The 16,215-nt window shown below is 65.6% G+C and carries 16 protein-coding genes, 2 tRNA genes, 1 pseudogene and 1 riboswitch; of the genes and pseudogenes, 7 read left to right on the top strand and 12 right to left on the bottom strand.

Translation table 11 applies throughout. The annotated features are described in order from the left end of the window. Positions 1 to 72 (bottom strand) — tRNA-Arg (locus KVT39_RS05880). 131 nt (positions 73 to 203) lie between these two features. Here KVT39_RS05880 and greB point away from each other — a divergent pair. Further along, positions 204 to 764: a transcription elongation factor GreB gene (greB, locus tag KVT39_RS05875; protein WP_034182987.1), complete on the top strand. Its 561-nt coding sequence runs from the start codon at positions 204 to 206 to the stop codon at positions 762 to 764. A gap of 83 nt (positions 765 to 847) precedes the next feature. On the opposite strand, the gene KVT39_RS05870 is transcribed toward greB, so the two are convergent. Further along, entirely contained in the window at positions 848 to 1,990 is a 1,143-nt protein-coding gene (locus KVT39_RS05870) for a porin (protein ID WP_034182988.1), read from the bottom strand. A 499-nt stretch (positions 1,991 to 2,489) separates the two neighbouring features. Next, the gene (locus KVT39_RS05865) at positions 2,490 to 2,759 is read right to left on the bottom strand and encodes a hypothetical protein (RefSeq protein WP_034182989.1); all 270 of its coding nucleotides are present in this window, start codon (positions 2,757 to 2,759) and stop codon (positions 2,490 to 2,492) included. Between the two features lie 393 nt (positions 2,760 to 3,152). Between KVT39_RS05865 and KVT39_RS05860 the strand changes: the two genes are divergently transcribed. Both KVT39_RS05860 and KVT39_RS05855 read left to right on the top strand, forming a co-directional pair. Further along, positions 3,153 to 3,356: a cold-shock protein gene (locus tag KVT39_RS05860; RefSeq protein WP_006476615.1), complete on the top strand. Its 204-nt coding sequence runs from the start codon at positions 3,153 to 3,155 to the stop codon at positions 3,354 to 3,356. A gap of 141 nt (positions 3,357 to 3,497) precedes the next feature. Continuing rightward, entirely contained in the window at positions 3,498 to 4,625 is a 1,128-nt protein-coding gene (locus tag KVT39_RS05855; RefSeq protein ID WP_175748798.1) for an exonuclease domain-containing protein, read from the top strand. Positions 4,626 to 4,667: 42 nt separating this feature from the next. Here KVT39_RS05855 and KVT39_RS05850 read toward each other — a convergent pair whose 3' ends face one another. Both KVT39_RS05850 and KVT39_RS05845 read right to left on the bottom strand, forming a co-directional pair. Continuing rightward, positions 4,668 to 5,261 carry a chorismate mutase gene (locus KVT39_RS05850; RefSeq protein ID WP_175748799.1) on the bottom strand — a complete coding sequence of 198 codons (594 nt, stop codon included), beginning with the start codon at positions 5,259 to 5,261 and terminating at the stop codon, positions 4,668 to 4,670. Between the two features lie 223 nt (positions 5,262 to 5,484). Continuing rightward, positions 5,485 to 5,589 carry a chorismate mutase gene (locus KVT39_RS05845; RefSeq protein ID WP_162484450.1) on the bottom strand — a complete coding sequence of 35 codons (105 nt, stop codon included), beginning with the start codon at positions 5,587 to 5,589 and terminating at the stop codon, positions 5,485 to 5,487. 228 nt (positions 5,590 to 5,817) lie between these two features. On the opposite strand from KVT39_RS05845, the gene KVT39_RS05840 reads away from it, so the two are divergent. The 3 genes and pseudogenes from KVT39_RS05840 to KVT39_RS05830 all read left to right on the top strand — a co-directional run. Beyond that, positions 5,818 to 6,207: a DUF2946 domain-containing protein gene (locus KVT39_RS05840; RefSeq protein ID WP_034182992.1), complete on the top strand. Its 390-nt coding sequence runs from the start codon at positions 5,818 to 5,820 to the stop codon at positions 6,205 to 6,207. Between the two features lie 127 nt (positions 6,208 to 6,334). After that, the gene (locus KVT39_RS05835) at positions 6,335 to 8,695 is read left to right on the top strand and encodes a TonB-dependent receptor (RefSeq protein WP_217588133.1); all 2,361 of its coding nucleotides are present in this window, start codon (positions 6,335 to 6,337) and stop codon (positions 8,693 to 8,695) included. A 32-nt stretch (positions 8,696 to 8,727) separates the two neighbouring features. After that, positions 8,728 to 8,862 (top strand): annotated as a pseudogene (locus KVT39_RS05830) (TlpA family protein disulfide reductase); the annotation flags it as partial. Positions 8,863 to 8,941: 79 nt separating this feature from the next. Here KVT39_RS05830 and KVT39_RS05825 read toward each other — a convergent pair. The 6 genes from KVT39_RS05825 to pepN form a co-directional block, all read right to left on the bottom strand. Next, positions 8,942 to 9,196: a GlsB/YeaQ/YmgE family stress response membrane protein gene (locus KVT39_RS05825; protein ID WP_034182994.1), complete on the bottom strand. Its 255-nt coding sequence runs from the start codon at positions 9,194 to 9,196 to the stop codon at positions 8,942 to 8,944. Positions 9,197 to 9,450: 254 nt separating this feature from the next. Continuing rightward, the gene (locus KVT39_RS05820; protein WP_217588131.1) at positions 9,451 to 9,672 is read right to left on the bottom strand and encodes a hypothetical protein; all 222 of its coding nucleotides are present in this window, start codon (positions 9,670 to 9,672) and stop codon (positions 9,451 to 9,453) included. Between the two features lie 8 nt (positions 9,673 to 9,680). After that, a complete protein-coding gene (locus KVT39_RS05815; RefSeq protein WP_217588127.1) occupies positions 9,681 to 9,968 on the bottom strand; it encodes a hypothetical protein in 288 nt (95 codons plus the stop codon). Between the two features lie 235 nt (positions 9,969 to 10,203). Beyond that, positions 10,204 to 10,279, bottom strand: a tRNA-Thr gene (locus KVT39_RS05810). A 210-nt stretch (positions 10,280 to 10,489) separates the two neighbouring features. Beyond that, entirely contained in the window at positions 10,490 to 11,503 is a 1,014-nt protein-coding gene (locus KVT39_RS05805; protein ID WP_034182997.1) for a class 1 fructose-bisphosphatase, read from the bottom strand. Between the two features lie 281 nt (positions 11,504 to 11,784). Further along, positions 11,785 to 14,478, bottom strand: a complete 2,694-nt coding sequence (pepN, locus tag KVT39_RS05800; RefSeq protein WP_217588125.1) for an aminopeptidase N — start codon at positions 14,476 to 14,478, stop codon at positions 11,785 to 11,787. A 186-nt stretch (positions 14,479 to 14,664) separates the two neighbouring features. Here pepN and KVT39_RS05795 point away from each other — a divergent pair, with 186 nt between their 5' ends. After that, positions 14,665 to 15,366, top strand: coding sequence for a DUF4136 domain-containing protein (locus KVT39_RS05795; protein ID WP_034182999.1), 702 nt, complete (start codon positions 14,665 to 14,667; stop codon positions 15,364 to 15,366). Positions 15,367 to 15,418: 52 nt separating this feature from the next. Here the strand turns inward: KVT39_RS05795 and KVT39_RS05790 are convergent, their stop codons facing one another. Beyond that, positions 15,419 to 15,991, bottom strand: a complete 573-nt coding sequence (locus tag KVT39_RS05790) for a TMEM165/GDT1 family protein (RefSeq protein WP_059448199.1) — start codon at positions 15,989 to 15,991, stop codon at positions 15,419 to 15,421. Between the two features lie 78 nt (positions 15,992 to 16,069). Then, positions 16,070 to 16,207: riboswitch (yybP-ykoY riboswitch) on the bottom strand. Between the last annotated feature and the right edge of the window lie 8 nt (positions 16,208 to 16,215).

Genomic DNA, 16,215 nt, shown 5'->3' with positions numbered 1-16,215 from the left:
CGGCTGGCAGGATTCGAACCCACGACCCCTTGGTTCGTAGCCAAGTACTCTATCCAACTGAGCTACAGCCGCACGCAGAAGCGAAATTATAGCAGGGTTGTATAAAAAGGGAAGCCTTATTCGCGAATTACGCGGCGCGACCTTGGCGGGGCGCCCTTCGTGTACCCTTGGAGCATCAGTCATCCACGTGTTGAATCTGCATCATGAACAAGGCGTTTGTCAAAGAGTCGGACGGTGACGACGACGATCTCGACCAGGCTCAACCCGCGATTCCCGCGGGCGCGAAGAACTACATCACGCCGGCCGGCCACAAGCGGCTGCGGGACGAGCTGCTGAACCTGATCGACGTCGAGCGCCCCGAGGTCGTGCGGCTCGTGTCGTGGGCCGCGTCGAACGGCGACCGGTCGGAGAACGGCGACTACATCTACGGCAAGCGGCGGCTTCGCGAGATCGATCGCCGCATCCGCTTCCTGACGAAGCGGCTCGATCTCGCCGAGGTCGTCGACGCGAGTCGTCAGGAGAATGTCGACCAGGTGTTCTTCGGCGCAACGGTCGATTACGAGACGCCGGACGGCGAGGACCACACGGTCACGATCGTCGGGATCGACGAGGTCGATCTCGACCACGGCTGCGTCAGCTGGATTTCGCCGGTCGCGCGTGCGCTGATCAAGGCGAAGATCGGCGATACCGTTACGCTGATGACGCCGGCCGGCCCGCAGCCGATCGACATACTCGACGTCCGCTATCCGGCACCGGGCGCCTGAGCGGCGGCCCACGTATTCCGGCAAAGAGAAAGCGCCCCGACGGGGCGCTTCGTCATCCGGCGTGAAGCGGATGCGCCGGTCGCTCAGAAGCGATGGCGCAGGCCGGTCGTGACCGCGATCTGCTTGTTGGTCGACGATGCGGCGCCCAGCCCGTTGATGTTGGCGCCGATCGGCAGGCCGTCCGCCAGCACCCGCTGATATTCGCCCTGCAGGTATACGTCGGTGCGCTTCGACAGCGCATAGTCGGCCTGCAGGTTGAACTGGTGCCAACTCGGCTTCTGGCCGTCGAGACGGCCGTCGGTGTACGTGTACGAGCCCGCGAGCGACAGCGCCGGCGTGAGCGCATAGCGGCCGTTCAGTTCGTAGTTGTTGAAGCGGGTGCCCCCCGCCAGCGGAATGCCGCCCGACACGCCGGATTGGCCCGCGCTGATGCCGGCCGAATTGGTCAGGCGCGTCTGCGTGAACACGAAGCCCGCAGTCGCTGGCCCGAACGTGTAGTTGAGGCCCCCGCCCCAGGTGCGCTGGCGGCTGGCCGCGAAGGTCCAGTCGCCGGCGACCGCGCCAGGATCGGTTGCCGCGAGCGCCAGCGAATTGATGTTGTTGTTCAGCTGCATGTACGCGGCCGCGACGTTGAAGCCCATGAAGCTGTACGACGCGCCGACGCTGTACGCACGGTTGTTCGAGAAGCTGGACGAATTCGAGAAGCCGTACAACGCGCCGAACTTCAGCCCGTTGTAGTTCGCGCTCTGGTACTTGACCGAGTTGTTGATCCGGAACGAGTTGTTCAGGTTGTCGTTGTCGAACGGGTGCGCGAACTGGGTGCCGCCGTACTGCGTACCGGTCAGCGACAGCGGGCCGAGATAGTCGACGACGCTGTCGTATTGCCGGCCCAAGGTCAGCGAACCGTAGCTGTCGTGCGCGAGGCCGACGAACGCTTGCCGGCCGAATTCGCGGCCGTTCTGCTTCAGCGTGCCGTTGTTGATGCCGAAGCCGTTTTCCAACGTGAAGATCGCTTTCAGGCCGCCGCCGAGATCCTCGGTGCCGCGCAGGCCCCAGCGACTGCCGTTGATCGAGCCGCTCGTTTCCTGCCACGCGCTGTGGCCGTGCTGGTTGTTCGTGTAGGTAATGCCGGCGTCGATCAGTCCGTATAGCGTGACGCTGCTTTGCGCATGGGCGACGGTCGCGAACGCGCCCGACAAGGCGGCGACAATCAGGGTCTTTTTCATGGATCTGTCTCCAAACAGGATGATATCGATCGAACCTGCTGCCGAACCGGCATGTTTGGGTGACGCTGTGACCGGCCCGGCAGAGCGGCGGTGCGCGTATCAGAAAGCCATTTGCAGTGTACGGAGTGCTCGGAGCGGACGAGGGTCACGCTTTAAGCAATAGTGTATTTTGGAATCCGCAAAGATAGACAAACATGTGGAAACCGTTATCCATCAAGGGTTTGCGGCAGTGCAGCGAATGGAAATTGTGATCAGGACTGCGTAACGGGCGTTGCGTGATCGCGACAGGCGATCAGAAGGAGGGGGCGGCAGCTCTAGCGCGATTATTGACGCATCGGCAATAGAGGTTTGTGTGGAGCATGGCTAATGAAAGGTTGTTCTCTCGCTATACTGCGATCTCTGCTTTCCGAAGCAGACTTTTTCGTTGACGGAAAAGATCTCCAAACCTTTGTCGGCGCGACTTCCCAGTCGCGCTTTTTTTTTGCCCGCTTTCCGTGTGCTATTGCGCGTACGAGCGCCGCTTCTTGCGCTTGCCCGCCGGCGCAGCTTCCTCGGTCTCGGTGTGCGGCGGCGTATAGGTCCAGTCTTCCATCACGTAGTGGCGTGCGTCCAGCGGCGATGCGAGCAGGTTCTGCCAGTGATCGCCGTGCCACGTCGTATCGAACTCGGTGTCGCACGGCGCTTCGCGAGCGGACTCGGCCAAGGCGCGGGACTTGCGACGTACGCGTCCGAGCCGGCTCGCGAAGCGCTTGATTCCGTCCAGCCACATGACCTTCTCCTTCCTTTCGGCGTTACACCAGCATCGCAACGTCCCCGGATTTCCGCAACCCGGAAAAAACCCGAGGATTTTACCGAGTCGATTTGTCCCCGGTAGGATTTTCATGGTCGAGATTATTGCTGATCCGATCCCGGTAATATTGACAGGTTTTTGATGGGAATCAATTAATCAAAGGCGATGGGGTACCGATTCCAATGGCATTAGCGCTTTTTTGATAAAGAGGTCGTCAAAAATTTTCTTGACGCACCCGGATTGTCCAATTTATAAAGTCAGCACTCCGTCCTCGGGCGGCGTGCCGGTGCGGGTGCTGGCGCAATGTTTCGGGATTTCGGGAAACGGCTATAAAAATAGCTTTTTTGATCTAAACGAGTGGGGAACGAAGACATGGATACCGGTATCGTGAAATGGTTTAACGATGCTAAAGGTTTTGGCTTTATTACGTCGGACAATGGCGGCGAAGATTTGTTTGCGCACTTTTCCGAAATCCGGATGGACGGCTTCAAGACGTTGAAGGAAAACCAGCGTGTTTCATTCGACGTGAAAGTCGGGCCGAAAGGCAAGCAGGCAGCGAATATCCAGGCGGTCTGACGCGCCACGCATTGCCGATCACGTCCGGCCCCCGCATGGCGGGGGCTTTTTGTTTTCCGGGGGCGGATCGTTCCCGTCCGTGCTGGCGGCGAACACGCGTGCCGGTGCATACTCACGGAAGCATCGTTTCCGTGTCTTTTCATGTCCGATTCCCGCCTGTCCGATCCCGCCAGCGAACAACCGCTCGTCTTCGTCGACCTTGAAACCACCGGTGGCTCGTCCGCCGAGCATCGCATCACCGAAATCGGCGTGGTCGAAATCGGCCCGCTCGGCGTGTCGACGTGGACGACGCTCGTCAATCCGGGCCAGTCGATTCCGCCGTTCATCCAGCAACTGACGGGCATTTCGGACGAGATGGTGCGCGACGCGCCGTCGTTCGCGTCGCTTGCGCCGGCGCTGTTCGAGCGGCTCGACGGCAAGCTGTTCGTTGCGCACAACGCGAGTTTCGACCGCGGTTTCCTGCGCGCCGAGTTCGAGCGTGCCGGCTTCGCGTTCAATCCCGATGTGCTGTGTACGGTGCGGCTGTCACGCGCGCTGTTCCCGCGCGAATCGCGGCACGGGCTCGATGCGTTGATCGAACGGCATGGTCTCGTTCCGGCTGCGCGCCACCGGGCGCTCGCGGATGCCGACCTGCTCTGGCAGTTCTGGCGTCAGCTGCACGACATCGTGCCGCTCGAGCGGCTGCGCGACCAGATCGCGCGTACGACGCGCCACTTCCGTCTGGCCGGCGATCTGACCGAAGCCTGGCTCGACACCGCGCCGGCCGGGTGTGGCGCATACGCTTTGTTCGGGGAGGGTGACGCAGCGCTGTATGTCGGTCGCAGCGTGCGCGTGCGGCAGCGGCTGCGTGCGCTGCTGACGGGCGAGCGGCGCTCGTCGAAGGAGATGCGGCTCGCGCAGCAGGTGCGGCGTGTCGAATGGCACGAGACCGGTAATGAACTGGGCGCGATGCTGGCCGAAGCGCAATGGATCGCCCGGCTGCGTCCGTCGTACAACCGGCGCCCGGCGGCCGATACGGCCCGTGCGGGCGGTGCGCCCTGGCCGTTCGACGGGGCCGTTGCGTTCGAGGCGAACGGCGAGCGCCGCCTGTTCCATGTGATCGACGGCTGGCGCTACCTCGGTTCGGCCGAATCGCTCGATGCGGCCGCCCGGCTCGTGGCCGACGCGGCGGACGGCACGTTCGAACCCTTTACTCATCGCCTGCTGCAGACGCATCTCGCGCGCGGGCTTCAACTGATCCCGCTTGCTGCGCTGACGCCCGCAGGTTGAGCGCAGCGGCGCAATCCGCGCCTGCGGTGCCTGCCTGCCGCGTCAGCCGATCGCGCTTGCGCCGCCGGCCGAACAGACATGCGACAGCGCAGTGTCGAGCGCCCGCGTCTGCGTCGAGTCGTAGCGTGTGAGCGTCTTCCAGTTCGCGATGCTGCGAGCAAGCCGCGCCTGGCAATCGGGCGCATCGCGCAGCGGCGCGACTTGCGCGAGGCCCGCGAGCATTTTCTGCGTCAGCCGGTCGAGCGCCGGGCGCGTGCTGGTCGCGAGATCGGGCGGTGTGCCCTCGGGCGGCCGCGTCGCGCGCCAGGTCGCGAACAGTGCGTTCTGTATGTCCTTGCTCGCAGCGATCTGATCCTCGAAGAACGTCCGTGCGAACGCAGGATCGACGCCGGCCTCCACCGCGCGCTTCTCGACCGACGTGAGCAGTGCCGCTTCGCGCGGCTGGTCCTCGATCGCCTTGTGATTCGCCCATTTCCATCGCGCGACCGGTTCGGCGAGCGCGAGGCGCTGTGACGCGAGCGCGACGACGTTGGTGAGGGCGGTGTCATCGCCGTCTGCGCTGGCGATGCGCGGCGACGAAAAGAGGGCGACGCCGAGCGCGGCGACAGCGACGCTGGCACGAATGGCTTGCTTCATCGGAATGATCGGGAGAGCCGGGCGGGCCGGACGTGGAAAACCAGAAGAATAGACGAAGACACTCGCGCGGCGTAGCGACGCGACAGGAGAATCAGCAGGCGAGCTGATCCGGCACCGTCAGGCTGTTGCAGCCCGGGCGCGACGCGAATTGCGCGCGATGCGCAGCGATGAACCGCACGATAGCGATGATCGACACGCGGCGGTTACAGAACCGAACAGGCGTTCACTTCGGCGAGTACAGCTTGTGCTGCTCGTCGAAGAATGCCCGGACGTGCTCGGGCAATTCGGCGAGGAATTCCACGCCGACGGGTTCCGGATCCGGGCTCATCACTTGCTCGGGCGGTGGCATGCGAGTTGGTCTTTCGTCCATGGTTGTTTCTCCAGCAGGTTCGATGATTATCAACCTCGTGCTTGGATTTGTGCCAGAGACGAATCGTTAGATTTTGTCTCTGTTGTATTAACGGCACATGCGCTGCGATGCCGACTATTGCGTCCTGAGCGATCGGTAACGATCGGGCCGCTTGTTATACTTGCGCGCACTTTTTCCTGGACCGCGATGAAACGAACGACGCGATGGATCGGCCTTGTATGGCTGGCGCTGGTACTGAACGTACTGTCGCCCGTCATCGGCTATGCGCGTCTTGCGTCGAGCGGCTCCGGCGAGCTCACGCTCGAGTTGTGCAGTGCAGCGGGCGCCCGCCAGGTCGTGCTCGCGCAGTCGGGCGACGACCGCGACACATCGTCGTTCGATCATGCCGGCGTGCCGCACTGCGTGTACTGCCCGGGCTTCGCGGCGAACGTCGCACTCGGCGCGAGCCTGCCCGCTATGCCGGGCTTCGTACGGACGTTCGCCTACCGCGCGGCCACCCCGGCCGTTCCCGATTTCCCCCGCAAGGGCATTCGTCTCGCGCAGCCGCGCGCCCCGCCTGAAAACGCCCCGATCTGATTGATGTCGTTCGCGCGCCCCGGTGGCGCGCGTGCTGCCCGCGGCCGGGCCCGCGCGCCGCGCCGTTCGTGCGCGGCGTGTCCGCTCGTGTCCGGCGGCGTCCGATCACGTTTTCAGGAATTCACTCATGTCGTCTACCTTCGTCGCGCGGTCGTCGCGCGGCCGGCTCGCGCTCGCGTGCGCGGCCGCTTTCGCGTGGCCAGCCGCCCACGCGGCCTCGCCCGATGATGCACGCAACGATCCGGCCCGCAGCGGTATCGATCGTTCAGCCGGTGCCGCGCCGGCCTCTGCAGTCGCAGCCGCGTCGGCTGCACCGGCCGGCGATACGCTGACCGCCGTTAGCGTGACCGCGCAGCGGCAACCCGTCGATCCGGATACGCCGGCCGTCGTCGAGTCGATCACGCGCGAGCAGATCGATACGCATACCAACGTCACCACCGAGGACGCGCTGAAATACGCACCGAACCTGATGGTTCGCAAGCGCTATATCGGCGACCGCAACAGCGTGTTCGCGGGCCGCGACTTCAACGAACTGCAGAGCGCACGCGGGCTTGTCTATGCCGATGGCGTGCTGCTGTCGAACCTGCTCGGCTCGAGCTACGCGTACCCGCCGCGCTGGTCGCTGATTCCGCCTGACGACATCGCGCGCGTCGACGTGCTTTATGGCCCCTTTTCCGCGCTGTATCCCGGCAACTCGATCGGCTCGACCGTGCTGCTCACGACGCGCCGCCCGGAAAAACTCGAGGCGTCGCTGTCGACGCAGTTCTTTACGCAGCGCTACCACGACGGCTACGGGTTCGCGGACAGCTTCGGCGGCAATCACCAGACCGCGCGGGTCGCGAACCGCATCGGCCGGTTCTGGTTCGCGCTGTCGCTCGACCGGCTGGAGAACAACGGGCAGCCGATGCAGTACGCGAGCCCCAATCCGGCCTACAACCCGAAGCTGGGCGCTGCCGTGCCCGTGACCGGCGCCGCGACCGACATCGGGCCCAACGGCAAGCCGCGGACGATCGTCGGCGCGCAGACGATCGAGCGGACCGAGCAGCTCAACGAGACGGTCCGGATGGGCTATGCGTTCACCGACCACGTCGACGCGACGCTCACGCTCGGCCATTGGGAGAACCATTACCGGCAGCACGGCGAGACCTTCCTGCGCGATGCGGCCGGCAATCCGGTCTACGGCGGCAACGTGTCGATCGGCGGCCGGAACATGACCATCGCGCCGAATGCGTTCGCGCCGCAGCGCGGCGACCAGGAGAACTGGCTGTATGCGCTCGGCCTGAACGGCCGGCTCGATTCCGGCTGGCGGCTGTCGGGCGTCGTGTCCGCGTACGACGTGTCGCGCGACGTGCTGCGCGCGGCGTCGACCGTGCAGGGCGGCGCGGGCACGCTGTTCCAGGGCGACGGCACGGGCTGGCGCACGCTCGACCTGAAGGCCGAGGCGCCGGAAGTGAAGGGGCACACGTTCACGTTCGGCTACCACTACGACAATTACTTCCTGCGCAACGTCACGTACAACACGGCCGACTGGCTGGCCGGGCCGACCACGTCGCTGTCGAGCGTCTATCGCGGCGATACGCGTACGCAGGCGCTGTTCGGGCAGGATGCGTGGCGCTTCGCGCCGGGCTGGCTCGCGACGCTTGGGCTGCGCTACGAGCGCTGGGATGCGTACGGCGGCGCGCTCGGCAACGCGACCGGCACGCTCGGCTATGCGGACCGCGGCGCGAACGCGCTGTCACCGAAAGTCGCGCTGCAGTGGGACGCGACGGACGTCTGGCGTTTCCGGCTGTCGTTCGCGACCGGCACGCGATTCCCGACGGTCGGCGAGCTGTTCCAGGGCACGATCTCGAACAACGCGATCGTCAACAACAACCCGAACCTGCGGCCGGAAAAGGCGATCGACTGGGACTTTACGGCCGAACACGACGTGGGCGTCGGCGTCGTGCGCGCCAGCGTGTTCCAGAGCGACCTGCGCGATTCGATCTACAGCCAGACGACCGTGTCGGGCGCGTCGACCGTCACCAACATCTCGAACGTCGACCGCGTGCGCGTGCGCGGCGTCGAACTCGCATTCAGCGGCGAGAACGTCGGGCTGAAGGGGCTCGCGATCGACGCGAACGTATCGGCGAGCAATGCGCAGATCCTCGCCGATGCCGCGAATCCCGCGTATGTCGGCTCGCGCTTTCCACGTATTCCGCGCATGCGCGCGAACCTGCTCGCGTCGTATCGCTTCGATGAGCACTGGCTTGCGAGCGTCGGCGTGCGCTATTCGGGCCGCCAGTTCAACACGCTCGACAACAGCGACGTGAATCCGGACGTCTACGGCGGCACGAGCTCGTTCACGGTCGTCGACCTGAAGGCGCGCTACCGCTTCGACGGTCACTGGACCGCGTCGGTCGGCATCGACAACCTGACGGACCGCCGCTACTACGTGTTCCATCCGTATCCGGGCCGAACGTTCTATGGAGAACTGAAGTGGTCGCTGTGAAATCGTTCGCGGCCGGCGGTGCGCAGTGGTTCGCGGCGCTCGATGCGGGATGGAGAGGGGAAATGCCGCGCACCGTGTGGGTCGGGCGCGATGGCGCACGCGCAGCGCGCAGCGGATTGCTGGCGGCCGACGTGCCCGGCGGCTGGTCGCGGCGCGTGAAGCGCTGAACGAGCCGGTGGCGCGCGGCGAACGGACCGCGCGCCGGCCTGATGCGAAAACGCGCCCGAAGGCGCGTGGAGAGAAGCGTCAGGCCGCTCGCTTGAATAGCCGGATCACGAACAGCAGGATCACCGCGCCGATGACCGCGACGATCACCGAGCCGATGAAGCCGCTGCCGATGCTGATGCCGAGGAGCCCGGCGAGCCAGCCGCCGATCACCGCGCCGACGATCCCGACGATGATGTCGACGATCAGCCCGAAGCCGCCGCCCTTGACGAGCACGCCGGCAAGCCAGCCGGCGATCGCGCCGATGATGAGCCACATAATCAAGCCATGAGTCATGGTGGTCCTCTCCTTGTGTTGAGTCGAAATGACCGGACTTCGGCTGTCGCGCCGCAAGCTGGGTGAAGGCGGCATTGCGACCCGCCGCGCCGCCCACGCAATGTAACGCGATAGACGGGTCAGAATCGTTAAGTAATGTTATGCACCCTTATGCGGATTTTCCAGGGAATTCGTCTGCGTACGGTGCGGCTCGTGCGCGGACGATGCGTGGCGCAATGAATCCGTAAGAAATGGTCGTCGATAAAGTCCGTCAGTCAGGAACCATGCCCTTCGTGCGTCGACGCTTGCATGCCCGCATCGGGCAGTCCGTTGCCTGCGTCGACGATCAGCCGCGCGACGGTCGCGGTATCGCCGATCGCCTCGATCGACAGCAGTGCGAAACGGGCGAGAAAGAGCGATGCGTCGGCTTCGCCGAGATGGGGCATCATGCGGAACAGGTCGGTATAGGGCGTGTCGCGTTCGGCGTCGGGCATCATGCGGTCTCCTAAGGATCGGTCGATGCGTGCGGACGGAGCGCGCGTTCGAGCGCGGCGGCCGTGTCGTCGGTGCGAGCGTCTTGCCAGCGGTCGAGTACTTGTTCGTCAGTGCGCCCCAGGTTGACGGTGCCGTCGCGCGCACCGTACATGTCGAACAGCCGGCTGTCGTCGTCATGGCCGACACAGGCCGGTTGCCGCAGCGCCGCGTGCCGTGCGAGCGTGACGAGTGCGAACGGTATCCGCGCATTGTGCAGGCGTCGGTCGAGATCGGCCAGCGCCCGGATCGGACACGCCATCGAGCGTGAGCAGAACGCGGTGAAGCGCGGTGCGACGAGATCGGTCAGGTTGGTGCGCGGAGTGTGGTTGCCGTGTTGCGGGAGAGGGCAGAGCGGTCCGGCGATTTCAATCGCCGGAGCGCGACGCGGGAGATGCCGCGCAAGCGGACGTGGCGCGGGAGAGGGCGGGCGTACGATTTCGGCGCCGGAAAAGAGAAAAGGTCTGACAAGCGATGCTTGTCAGACCTTTATGTCTTGGTGCCGGAGATAGGAGTCGAACCTACGACCTTCGCATTACGAATGCGCTGCTCTACCAACTGAGCTACACCGGCAGCAGAGAAATGAAATTATATGGTCAAATCCGAGATCTTGGCAATAGGTTTTGCGAACTTTTTTTCAGCTTGCTACTGCTGTTGCTTCGCGAAACCATCGATCCGGCGGACTTCCCGCTTTCACTTCACTGCGATGCGGCCGGTCAGGGCCACATCGCGAGGCGCGATTGTACTTGCGTCGCGCATCTCCGTCCAGTGCTGCAGTGCAAATTATTCGGCTTCGTCGTGATAGCCGGTGACGCGCTCGACTTCGTTCTTCGAACCGAGGAACACGGGCACGCGCTGGTGCAGGCCCGTCGGCTGCACTTCCATGATGCGCTGCGTGCCGGTCGTCGCGGCGCCGCCCGCCTGTTCGACGATGAACGACATCGGATTCGCTTCGTACATCAGGCGCAGCTTGCCCGGGCGATCGGGCGTGCGCTTGTCGGCCGGGTACATGAAGATGCCGCCGCGGTTCAGGATCCGGTGCACGTCGGCGACCATCGATGCGATCCAGCGCATGTTGAAGTTGTCGCCGCGCGGGCCGTCCTTGCCGGCGTTCAGCTCGTCGACATAGCGCTTGACCGGGTCGTACCAGTGGCGCGCGTTCGATGCGTTGATCGCGTATTCGCGCGTGTCGGCCGGGATCTGCATGTTGCTCTGCGTGAGCACCCACGAGCCGACTTCGCGGTCGAGCGTGAAGCAGTTCACGCCGTTGCCGGTCGTCAGCACGAATACCGTTTGCGGGCCGTAGACCGCGTAGCCGGCCGCGACCTGCTCGGTGCCGGGCTGCAGGAACGATTCCTCGGTGGCCTGCTTGCCGTCCGGGCAGCGCAGCACCGAGAAGATCGTGCCGATCGACACGTTCACGTCGATGTTCGACGAGCCGTCGAGCGGATCGAACACGAGCAGGTATTCGCCGCGCGGGTAGTTCGCGGGGATCGGGAAGAACGTTTCCATTTCTTCCGACGCCATCGCGGCGAGGTTGCCGCCCCATTCGTTCGCGTCGAGCAGGATCTCGTTCGACAGGATGTCGAGCTTCTTCTGCACTTCGCCCTGGACGTTCTCGCTGCCGGCGGTACCGAGCGCTTCGCCGAGCGCGCCCTTCGACACGTTGTAGCTGATCGCCTTGCACGCGCGGGCGACGACTTCGATCAGCAGGCGCAGGTCGGCGGGGAGGTTGTTGGTCTCACGTTGCTGTTCGATCAGGAACTTCGACAGCGTGGTGCGGCGGGCAATGGACATGACAGACTCCGAAAGGCCAAAGAATCCTTGAATTGCCGCAATTTTACCCGTCGCGCCTCGCGTGCCGCCGGCTTTTTTCGTCCGGTTACAAGGCCGGGCGGCCGGATCGGCCCGGTTTCCGGTGTCGGCGACGGGCGAGGTGCGCATCGCAGCGGCGGCAAATTGCGCGATCGGACCCCGCGATTCCGCCCGGTTCCAATCGCACTCGCGCAAAATAAAAAAGCCGGCGCCGCGTCACGCGGCACCGGCTTTATCGCGCAGGCGCGATGCGGTCGCTTGCGTCAGGCGAGTGCCTTCTCGACGATCTCGCGGACGTCGCGCGATTTCGCGCCGGCGGCAACCTGCTCGAGCGCTGCGCGCATCCGGTCGCGCAGTGCGGGCGTGAAGCGACGCCACAGTTCGAGCGAGCGTGCGAGGCGCGCCGCGACCTGCGGGTTGATCGCGTCGAGCGCGAGCACCTGTTCGGCCCAGAACGCGTAACCCGAGCCGTCCGCCGCATGGAACTGCGCGGGGTTGGCCGCGCAGAAGCTGAAGATCAGCGAGCGCGCGCGGTTCGGGTTCTTCAGGTTGAACGCGGGGTGCGCGAGCAGCTTGCGAACCTTCGCGAGCGTCGGCTGCGCGGGCGTGCCGCGCTGCGCCGCCTGCATCGCGAACCATTTGTCGATCACGAGCGCTTCCTTCTCGAAGCGACGGTAGAAATCGTCGAGCGCATGCTCGGCCGGTTCGTCCGCACCCGCGGCCGCGGCGGACAGCAGCGCGCCGAGCGCGGCCGCGCGATCGGTCATGTTGTTCGCCGCGTCGTACTGTGCGGTCGCAAGGCGCACGGCGTCGGCCGGGTCGTCGAGTTCGGCCAGATACGCGAGCGCGAGGTTCTTCAGCGCGCGGCGGCCGGAGGCCTCCGGCGTCGGTTCGTATGCGCCGGGCGTCTGGTGCTGCTGGTACGCGGCGAGCCAGTCGGCGCGCAACGCGGTCGCGAGCTGGCGGCGCACGAACAGCCGCGCGCGATGCACGGCGGCCGGATCGGCCTCGGCCATCTGGTCGGCGAGATAGGTTTCCGACGGCAGCGTCAGCGCGAGTTCGCGGAACGCCGGCGACAGCGTCGCATCGGTCAGCACGCGGCGGAACGCGGCGACGAAGTTCTCGCCGAGCGTGAGCGGCTCGTTCGCGGCGGCACGTGCTGCAAGCGTCAGCAGCGCGCGCGTCGCGAGGCGCTGGCCGGCTTCCCAGCGGTTGAACGGATCGCTGTCGTGCGCGAGCAGGAAGGCGAGATCGTCGTCGCTGTAGTCGTACTCGACGATCACCGGCGACGAGAAATTGCGCAGCAGCGACGGCAGCGGTGCTTCGGGCACGTCGACGAACGTGAAGGTCTGCTCGGTGCCGGTGAAGTCGAGCACGCGCGTCGTGCCCGATGCGGCGGCTTCGCCGTCGAGGCGCAGCGGCAGGTCGCGCCCGTCGCGGCCGATCAGGCCGATCGCGAACGGAATCAGCAGCGGCCCCTGCTGCGTTTCGCGCGCGGCCGGCGACGCGTCGCCGTAGCCCTGCGCGAGCGTGACCGTATAGCGGCGCGCGGCTGCATCGTACGCGGTGCGCGCCGACACGCGCGGCGTGCCGGCCTGGCTGTACCAGCGCTCGAACTGCGCGAGGTCGCGCCCGTTCGCGTCGGCCATCGCGTGACGGAAGTCGTCGCAGGTCACCGCATGGCCGTCGTGGCGCTTGAAGTACAGGTCCATCCCCTTGCGGAAGCCGTCGCGGCCGAACAGCGTCTGATACATCCGCACGACTTCCGAGCCTTTCTCGTAGACGGTCATCGTGTAGAAGTTGTTGATCTCGACGTAGCTCTCCGGGCGCACCGGGTGCGCCATCGGGCCCGCATCCTCGGCGAACTGCAGCTGGCGCAGCACGCGCACGTCCTCGATGCGCTTGACCGCGCGCGCCGCCGATTCGACTTCGTCGCCCGCGGCCATGTCGGCCGAGAATTCCTGGTCACGGAACACCGTCAGGCCTTCCTTCAGGCTCAGCTGGAACCAGTCGCGGCAGGTCACGCGGTTGCCCGTCCAGTTGTGGAAGTACTCGTGGCCGACCACCGATTCGATGTTCGCGAAGTCGGTGTCGGTCGCGGTCTCGGGGTTCGCCAGCACGTACTTCGTGTTGAAGATGTTGAGCCCCTTGTTTTCCATCGCGCCCATGTTGAAGTCGCCGACCGCGACGATCATGAAGCGGTCGAGATCGAGCTCGAGGCCGAAGCGCTTTTCGTCCCAGCGGATCGAGTGGATCAGCGAATCCATCGCGTGACGCGTCTTGTCGAGATCGGCCGGCTCGACCCACACCTGCAGCAGTTTCTCCTTGCCCGAGCCGGTCGTGATCTTTTCCTCGATCGCGACGAGCTTGCCCGCGACGAGCGCGAACAGGTAGCTGGGCTTGCGGAACGGGTCTTCCCATTGCGCGAAGTGGCGGCCGTCGGGCAGGTCGCCCGAATCGACGAGGTTGCCGTTCGACAGCAGCACCGGGTACGCGGCCTTGTCGGCGCGCAGCGTGACCGTGTACGAGGCCATCACATCGGGGCGGTCGAGGAAGTAGGTGATGCGGCGGAAGCCTTCGGCTTCGCATTGCGTGAAGAAGTTGCCGCTCGACACGTACAGGCCCGACAACGTCGTATTCTGGTCGGGCGCGCATGCGCTTTCGAGCGTCAGCTCGAATGCGTCGGGGACGTTCTCGACGGTCAGCCCGTGCTCGTGCGCACGCACGGCGCCAAACGGCGCACCATCCAGCCGTGCGTCGAGGAATTCGAGCGCTTCGCCCATCAACTCGAGGTGCGGCGCGGGCGCGGCGTCCGGATTGCGGCGCACGCGCATCGTATTCCTGACGATCGTGCGGGCCGGCGCGAGATCGAATTCGAGCGCGACGGAATCGATGAGGAAGGCCGGCGGCGTGTAGTCGGCGCGGCGGATCACGGTGGAGGAGGCGTTGTCGGACATGGTCGTCGAGATCGGTGGAGTGGGGGACGGGCCCGCGGCACGGGCCGGGCGAACCGGGCCATTGTACAAAGGCTTGCGGCTGCGTGCCGCGCGAACTTTTTACCGCTTTCGGCAGTCCGCGTATTATCGGCATCCCGTCCGGTTCGCGCGGTGCGACGAACGGGTGACGGATCGACGAGGATCAACATGAAACGCGAATGGATTTTTCGCGGTGCGGGCTGGGCGGCGGCGCTGTGCGTGGCGCTGCTGACAGGCTGTACCAGCTATGTGACGACCCAGGTCACGGCCTTCTCCGACTGGAGCGGCAGCGACGCGACACGCACCTATGCGTTTACGCGCACCGAGGCGCAGAAGAACAGCATCGAGCAGTCGACCTACGAGCCGATCGTCGCGAGCGAGCTGTCCGCGTATGCGTTCCGGCAGGTGCCGCAGGGGCAGGCGCGGTATCTCGTCGGGCTGACCTATGCGGTCGGCAGCGATCTCGTGACGGTGCCGCAACCCGTCTACTACGACCCCTGGTTCGTCGGGCCGGGGCCGTACTGGCGGCACGGGCCGTGGGGCCCGTGGGGGCCCTGGGGGCCGATGCCGGCCGGCTACGTCGCGCAGACGTACCAGGTGTTCGACTACACGCTCGGCATCCGCATCACCGAGCGCGCGACGGGCAAGGAGGTCTACAACGTGTCCGCGCGCACGACCGGCGACAACGGCACGCTTTTGTACGCGATGCCGTTCCTTGCGCGCAGCGCGCTCGCCGATTTCCCGCTGTCGAACGGCGCGGTCCGCTCGGTCCGGTTGCCGGTCGACAAGCGCGGCGGGCCGGCGGCGCCGGCCGCCAACGAACGTGCGGTGCCGGCTGCGCCGGCTTCGGGCGCGGCGCTCGCGAAGTAACGCTGCGTCAGCAACGGCGCGGCCGCCCGGCCGCGCCAGCCACCTTCTGCCGTCAGGCCCCGACGCCCAGCAGCGCCAGCGCGCCGAGCACGACGAACAGCACGGCCGCGATGCCGTGCACGAGCTTCGTCGGCAGACGGTGCGCGAAGCGGTCGCCTAGCAGGATCGCCGGCACGTTCGCGAGCATCATCCCGAACGTCGTGCCGGCCACGACACCGATGTAGTCCTGGAAGCGCGCGGCCAGCGCGACGGTCGCGATCTGCGTCTTGTCGCCCATTTCCGCGAGGAAGAACGCGACGAGGGTCGCGCCGAACACGCCGAGCCGCGAACGGTTGGCATTGGCTTCGTCGGCATCGAGCTTGTCCGGCACGAGGATCCACAACCCCATCGCGATGAACGAGAACGCAAGCGCCCAGCGCATGATCGACGGTGTGACGAGCGCGCCGAGCCATTCGCCGAGCGCGCCGGCGAAACCGTGGTTCACGAGCGTCGCGACGAGCACGCCGAGGATGATCGGCACCGGCTTGCGATAGCGCGCGGCCAGTACGAGGGAAAGCAGCTGGGTTTTGTCGCCGATTTCAGCGAGGGCGACGGCGCCGGTGGAAATCAGGAAGGCTTGAGACACGTATGGGGTTCCGCGGGCCGATGTTGTGCGTGCGAGCGACGATCCACAGCGCGCCGGGCCCTGATGCGGCGCACTGTGAACCATCGGTCTCGCCAGGCCTAGGTGGCTGCGCCCGCCATGGCCGAACGGCCAAGTCTGTTGACGGACGCCTCCGTCACGATGCGCGCCGGGGGCGCGGGACATCGAGCGGAGCGGCTACTCCCCAATGAGCGGCGAATTCTAGC

The organism is Burkholderia sp. GbtcB21 (genome assembly GCF_019091065.1).
Lineage (GTDB): Bacteria > Pseudomonadota > Gammaproteobacteria > Burkholderiales > Burkholderiaceae > Burkholderia > Burkholderia pyrrocinia_C.
Note: the sequence above shows the minus strand (reverse complement) of the source record. Positions and strands in the feature narration are given on the sequence as shown.

Bases quoted from the DNA above. Each gene is read 5' to 3' on its own strand.
- KVT39_RS05815 (WP_217588127.1), bottom strand. From the start codon at position 9,968: ATGGCGTGTCCGATCCGGGCGCTGGCCGATCTCGACCGACGCCTGCAC.
- KVT39_RS05870 (WP_034182988.1), bottom strand. From the start codon at position 1,990: ATGAAAAAGACCCTGATTGTCGCCGCCTTGTCGGGCGCGTTCGCGACC.
- KVT39_RS05855 (WP_175748798.1), top strand. From the start codon at position 3,498: ATGTCCGATTCCCGCCTGTCCGATCCCGCCAGCGAACAACCGCTCGTC.
- KVT39_RS05835 (WP_217588133.1), top strand. From the start codon at position 6,335: ATGTCGTCTACCTTCGTCGCGCGGTCGTCGCGCGGCCGGCTCGCGCTC.
- KVT39_RS05850 (WP_175748799.1), bottom strand. From the start codon at position 5,261: ATGAAGCAAGCCATTCGTGCCAGCGTCGCTGTCGCCGCGCTCGGCGTC.
- KVT39_RS05825 (WP_034182994.1), bottom strand. From the start codon at position 9,196: ATGACTCATGGCTTGATTATGTGGCTCATCATCGGCGCGATCGCCGGC.
- KVT39_RS05840 (WP_034182992.1), top strand. From the start codon at position 5,818: ATGAAACGAACGACGCGATGGATCGGCCTTGTATGGCTGGCGCTGGTA.
- KVT39_RS05795 (WP_034182999.1), top strand. From the start codon at position 14,665: ATGAAACGCGAATGGATTTTTCGCGGTGCGGGCTGGGCGGCGGCGCTG.
- KVT39_RS05805 (WP_034182997.1), bottom strand. From the start codon at position 11,503: ATGTCCATTGCCCGCCGCACCACGCTGTCGAAGTTCCTGATCGAACAG.
- greB (WP_034182987.1), top strand. From the start codon at position 204: ATGAACAAGGCGTTTGTCAAAGAGTCGGACGGTGACGACGACGATCTC.
- KVT39_RS05860 (WP_006476615.1), top strand. From the start codon at position 3,153: ATGGATACCGGTATCGTGAAATGGTTTAACGATGCTAAAGGTTTTGGC.
- KVT39_RS05845 (WP_162484450.1), bottom strand. From the start codon at position 5,589: ATGAGCCCGGATCCGGAACCCGTCGGCGTGGAATTCCTCGCCGAATTG.
- pepN (WP_217588125.1), bottom strand. From the start codon at position 14,478: ATGTCCGACAACGCCTCCTCCACCGTGATCCGCCGCGCCGACTACACG.
- KVT39_RS05865 (WP_034182989.1), bottom strand. From the start codon at position 2,759: ATGTGGCTGGACGGAATCAAGCGCTTCGCGAGCCGGCTCGGACGCGTA.
- KVT39_RS05820 (WP_217588131.1), bottom strand. From the start codon at position 9,672: ATGATGCCCGACGCCGAACGCGACACGCCCTATACCGACCTGTTCCGC.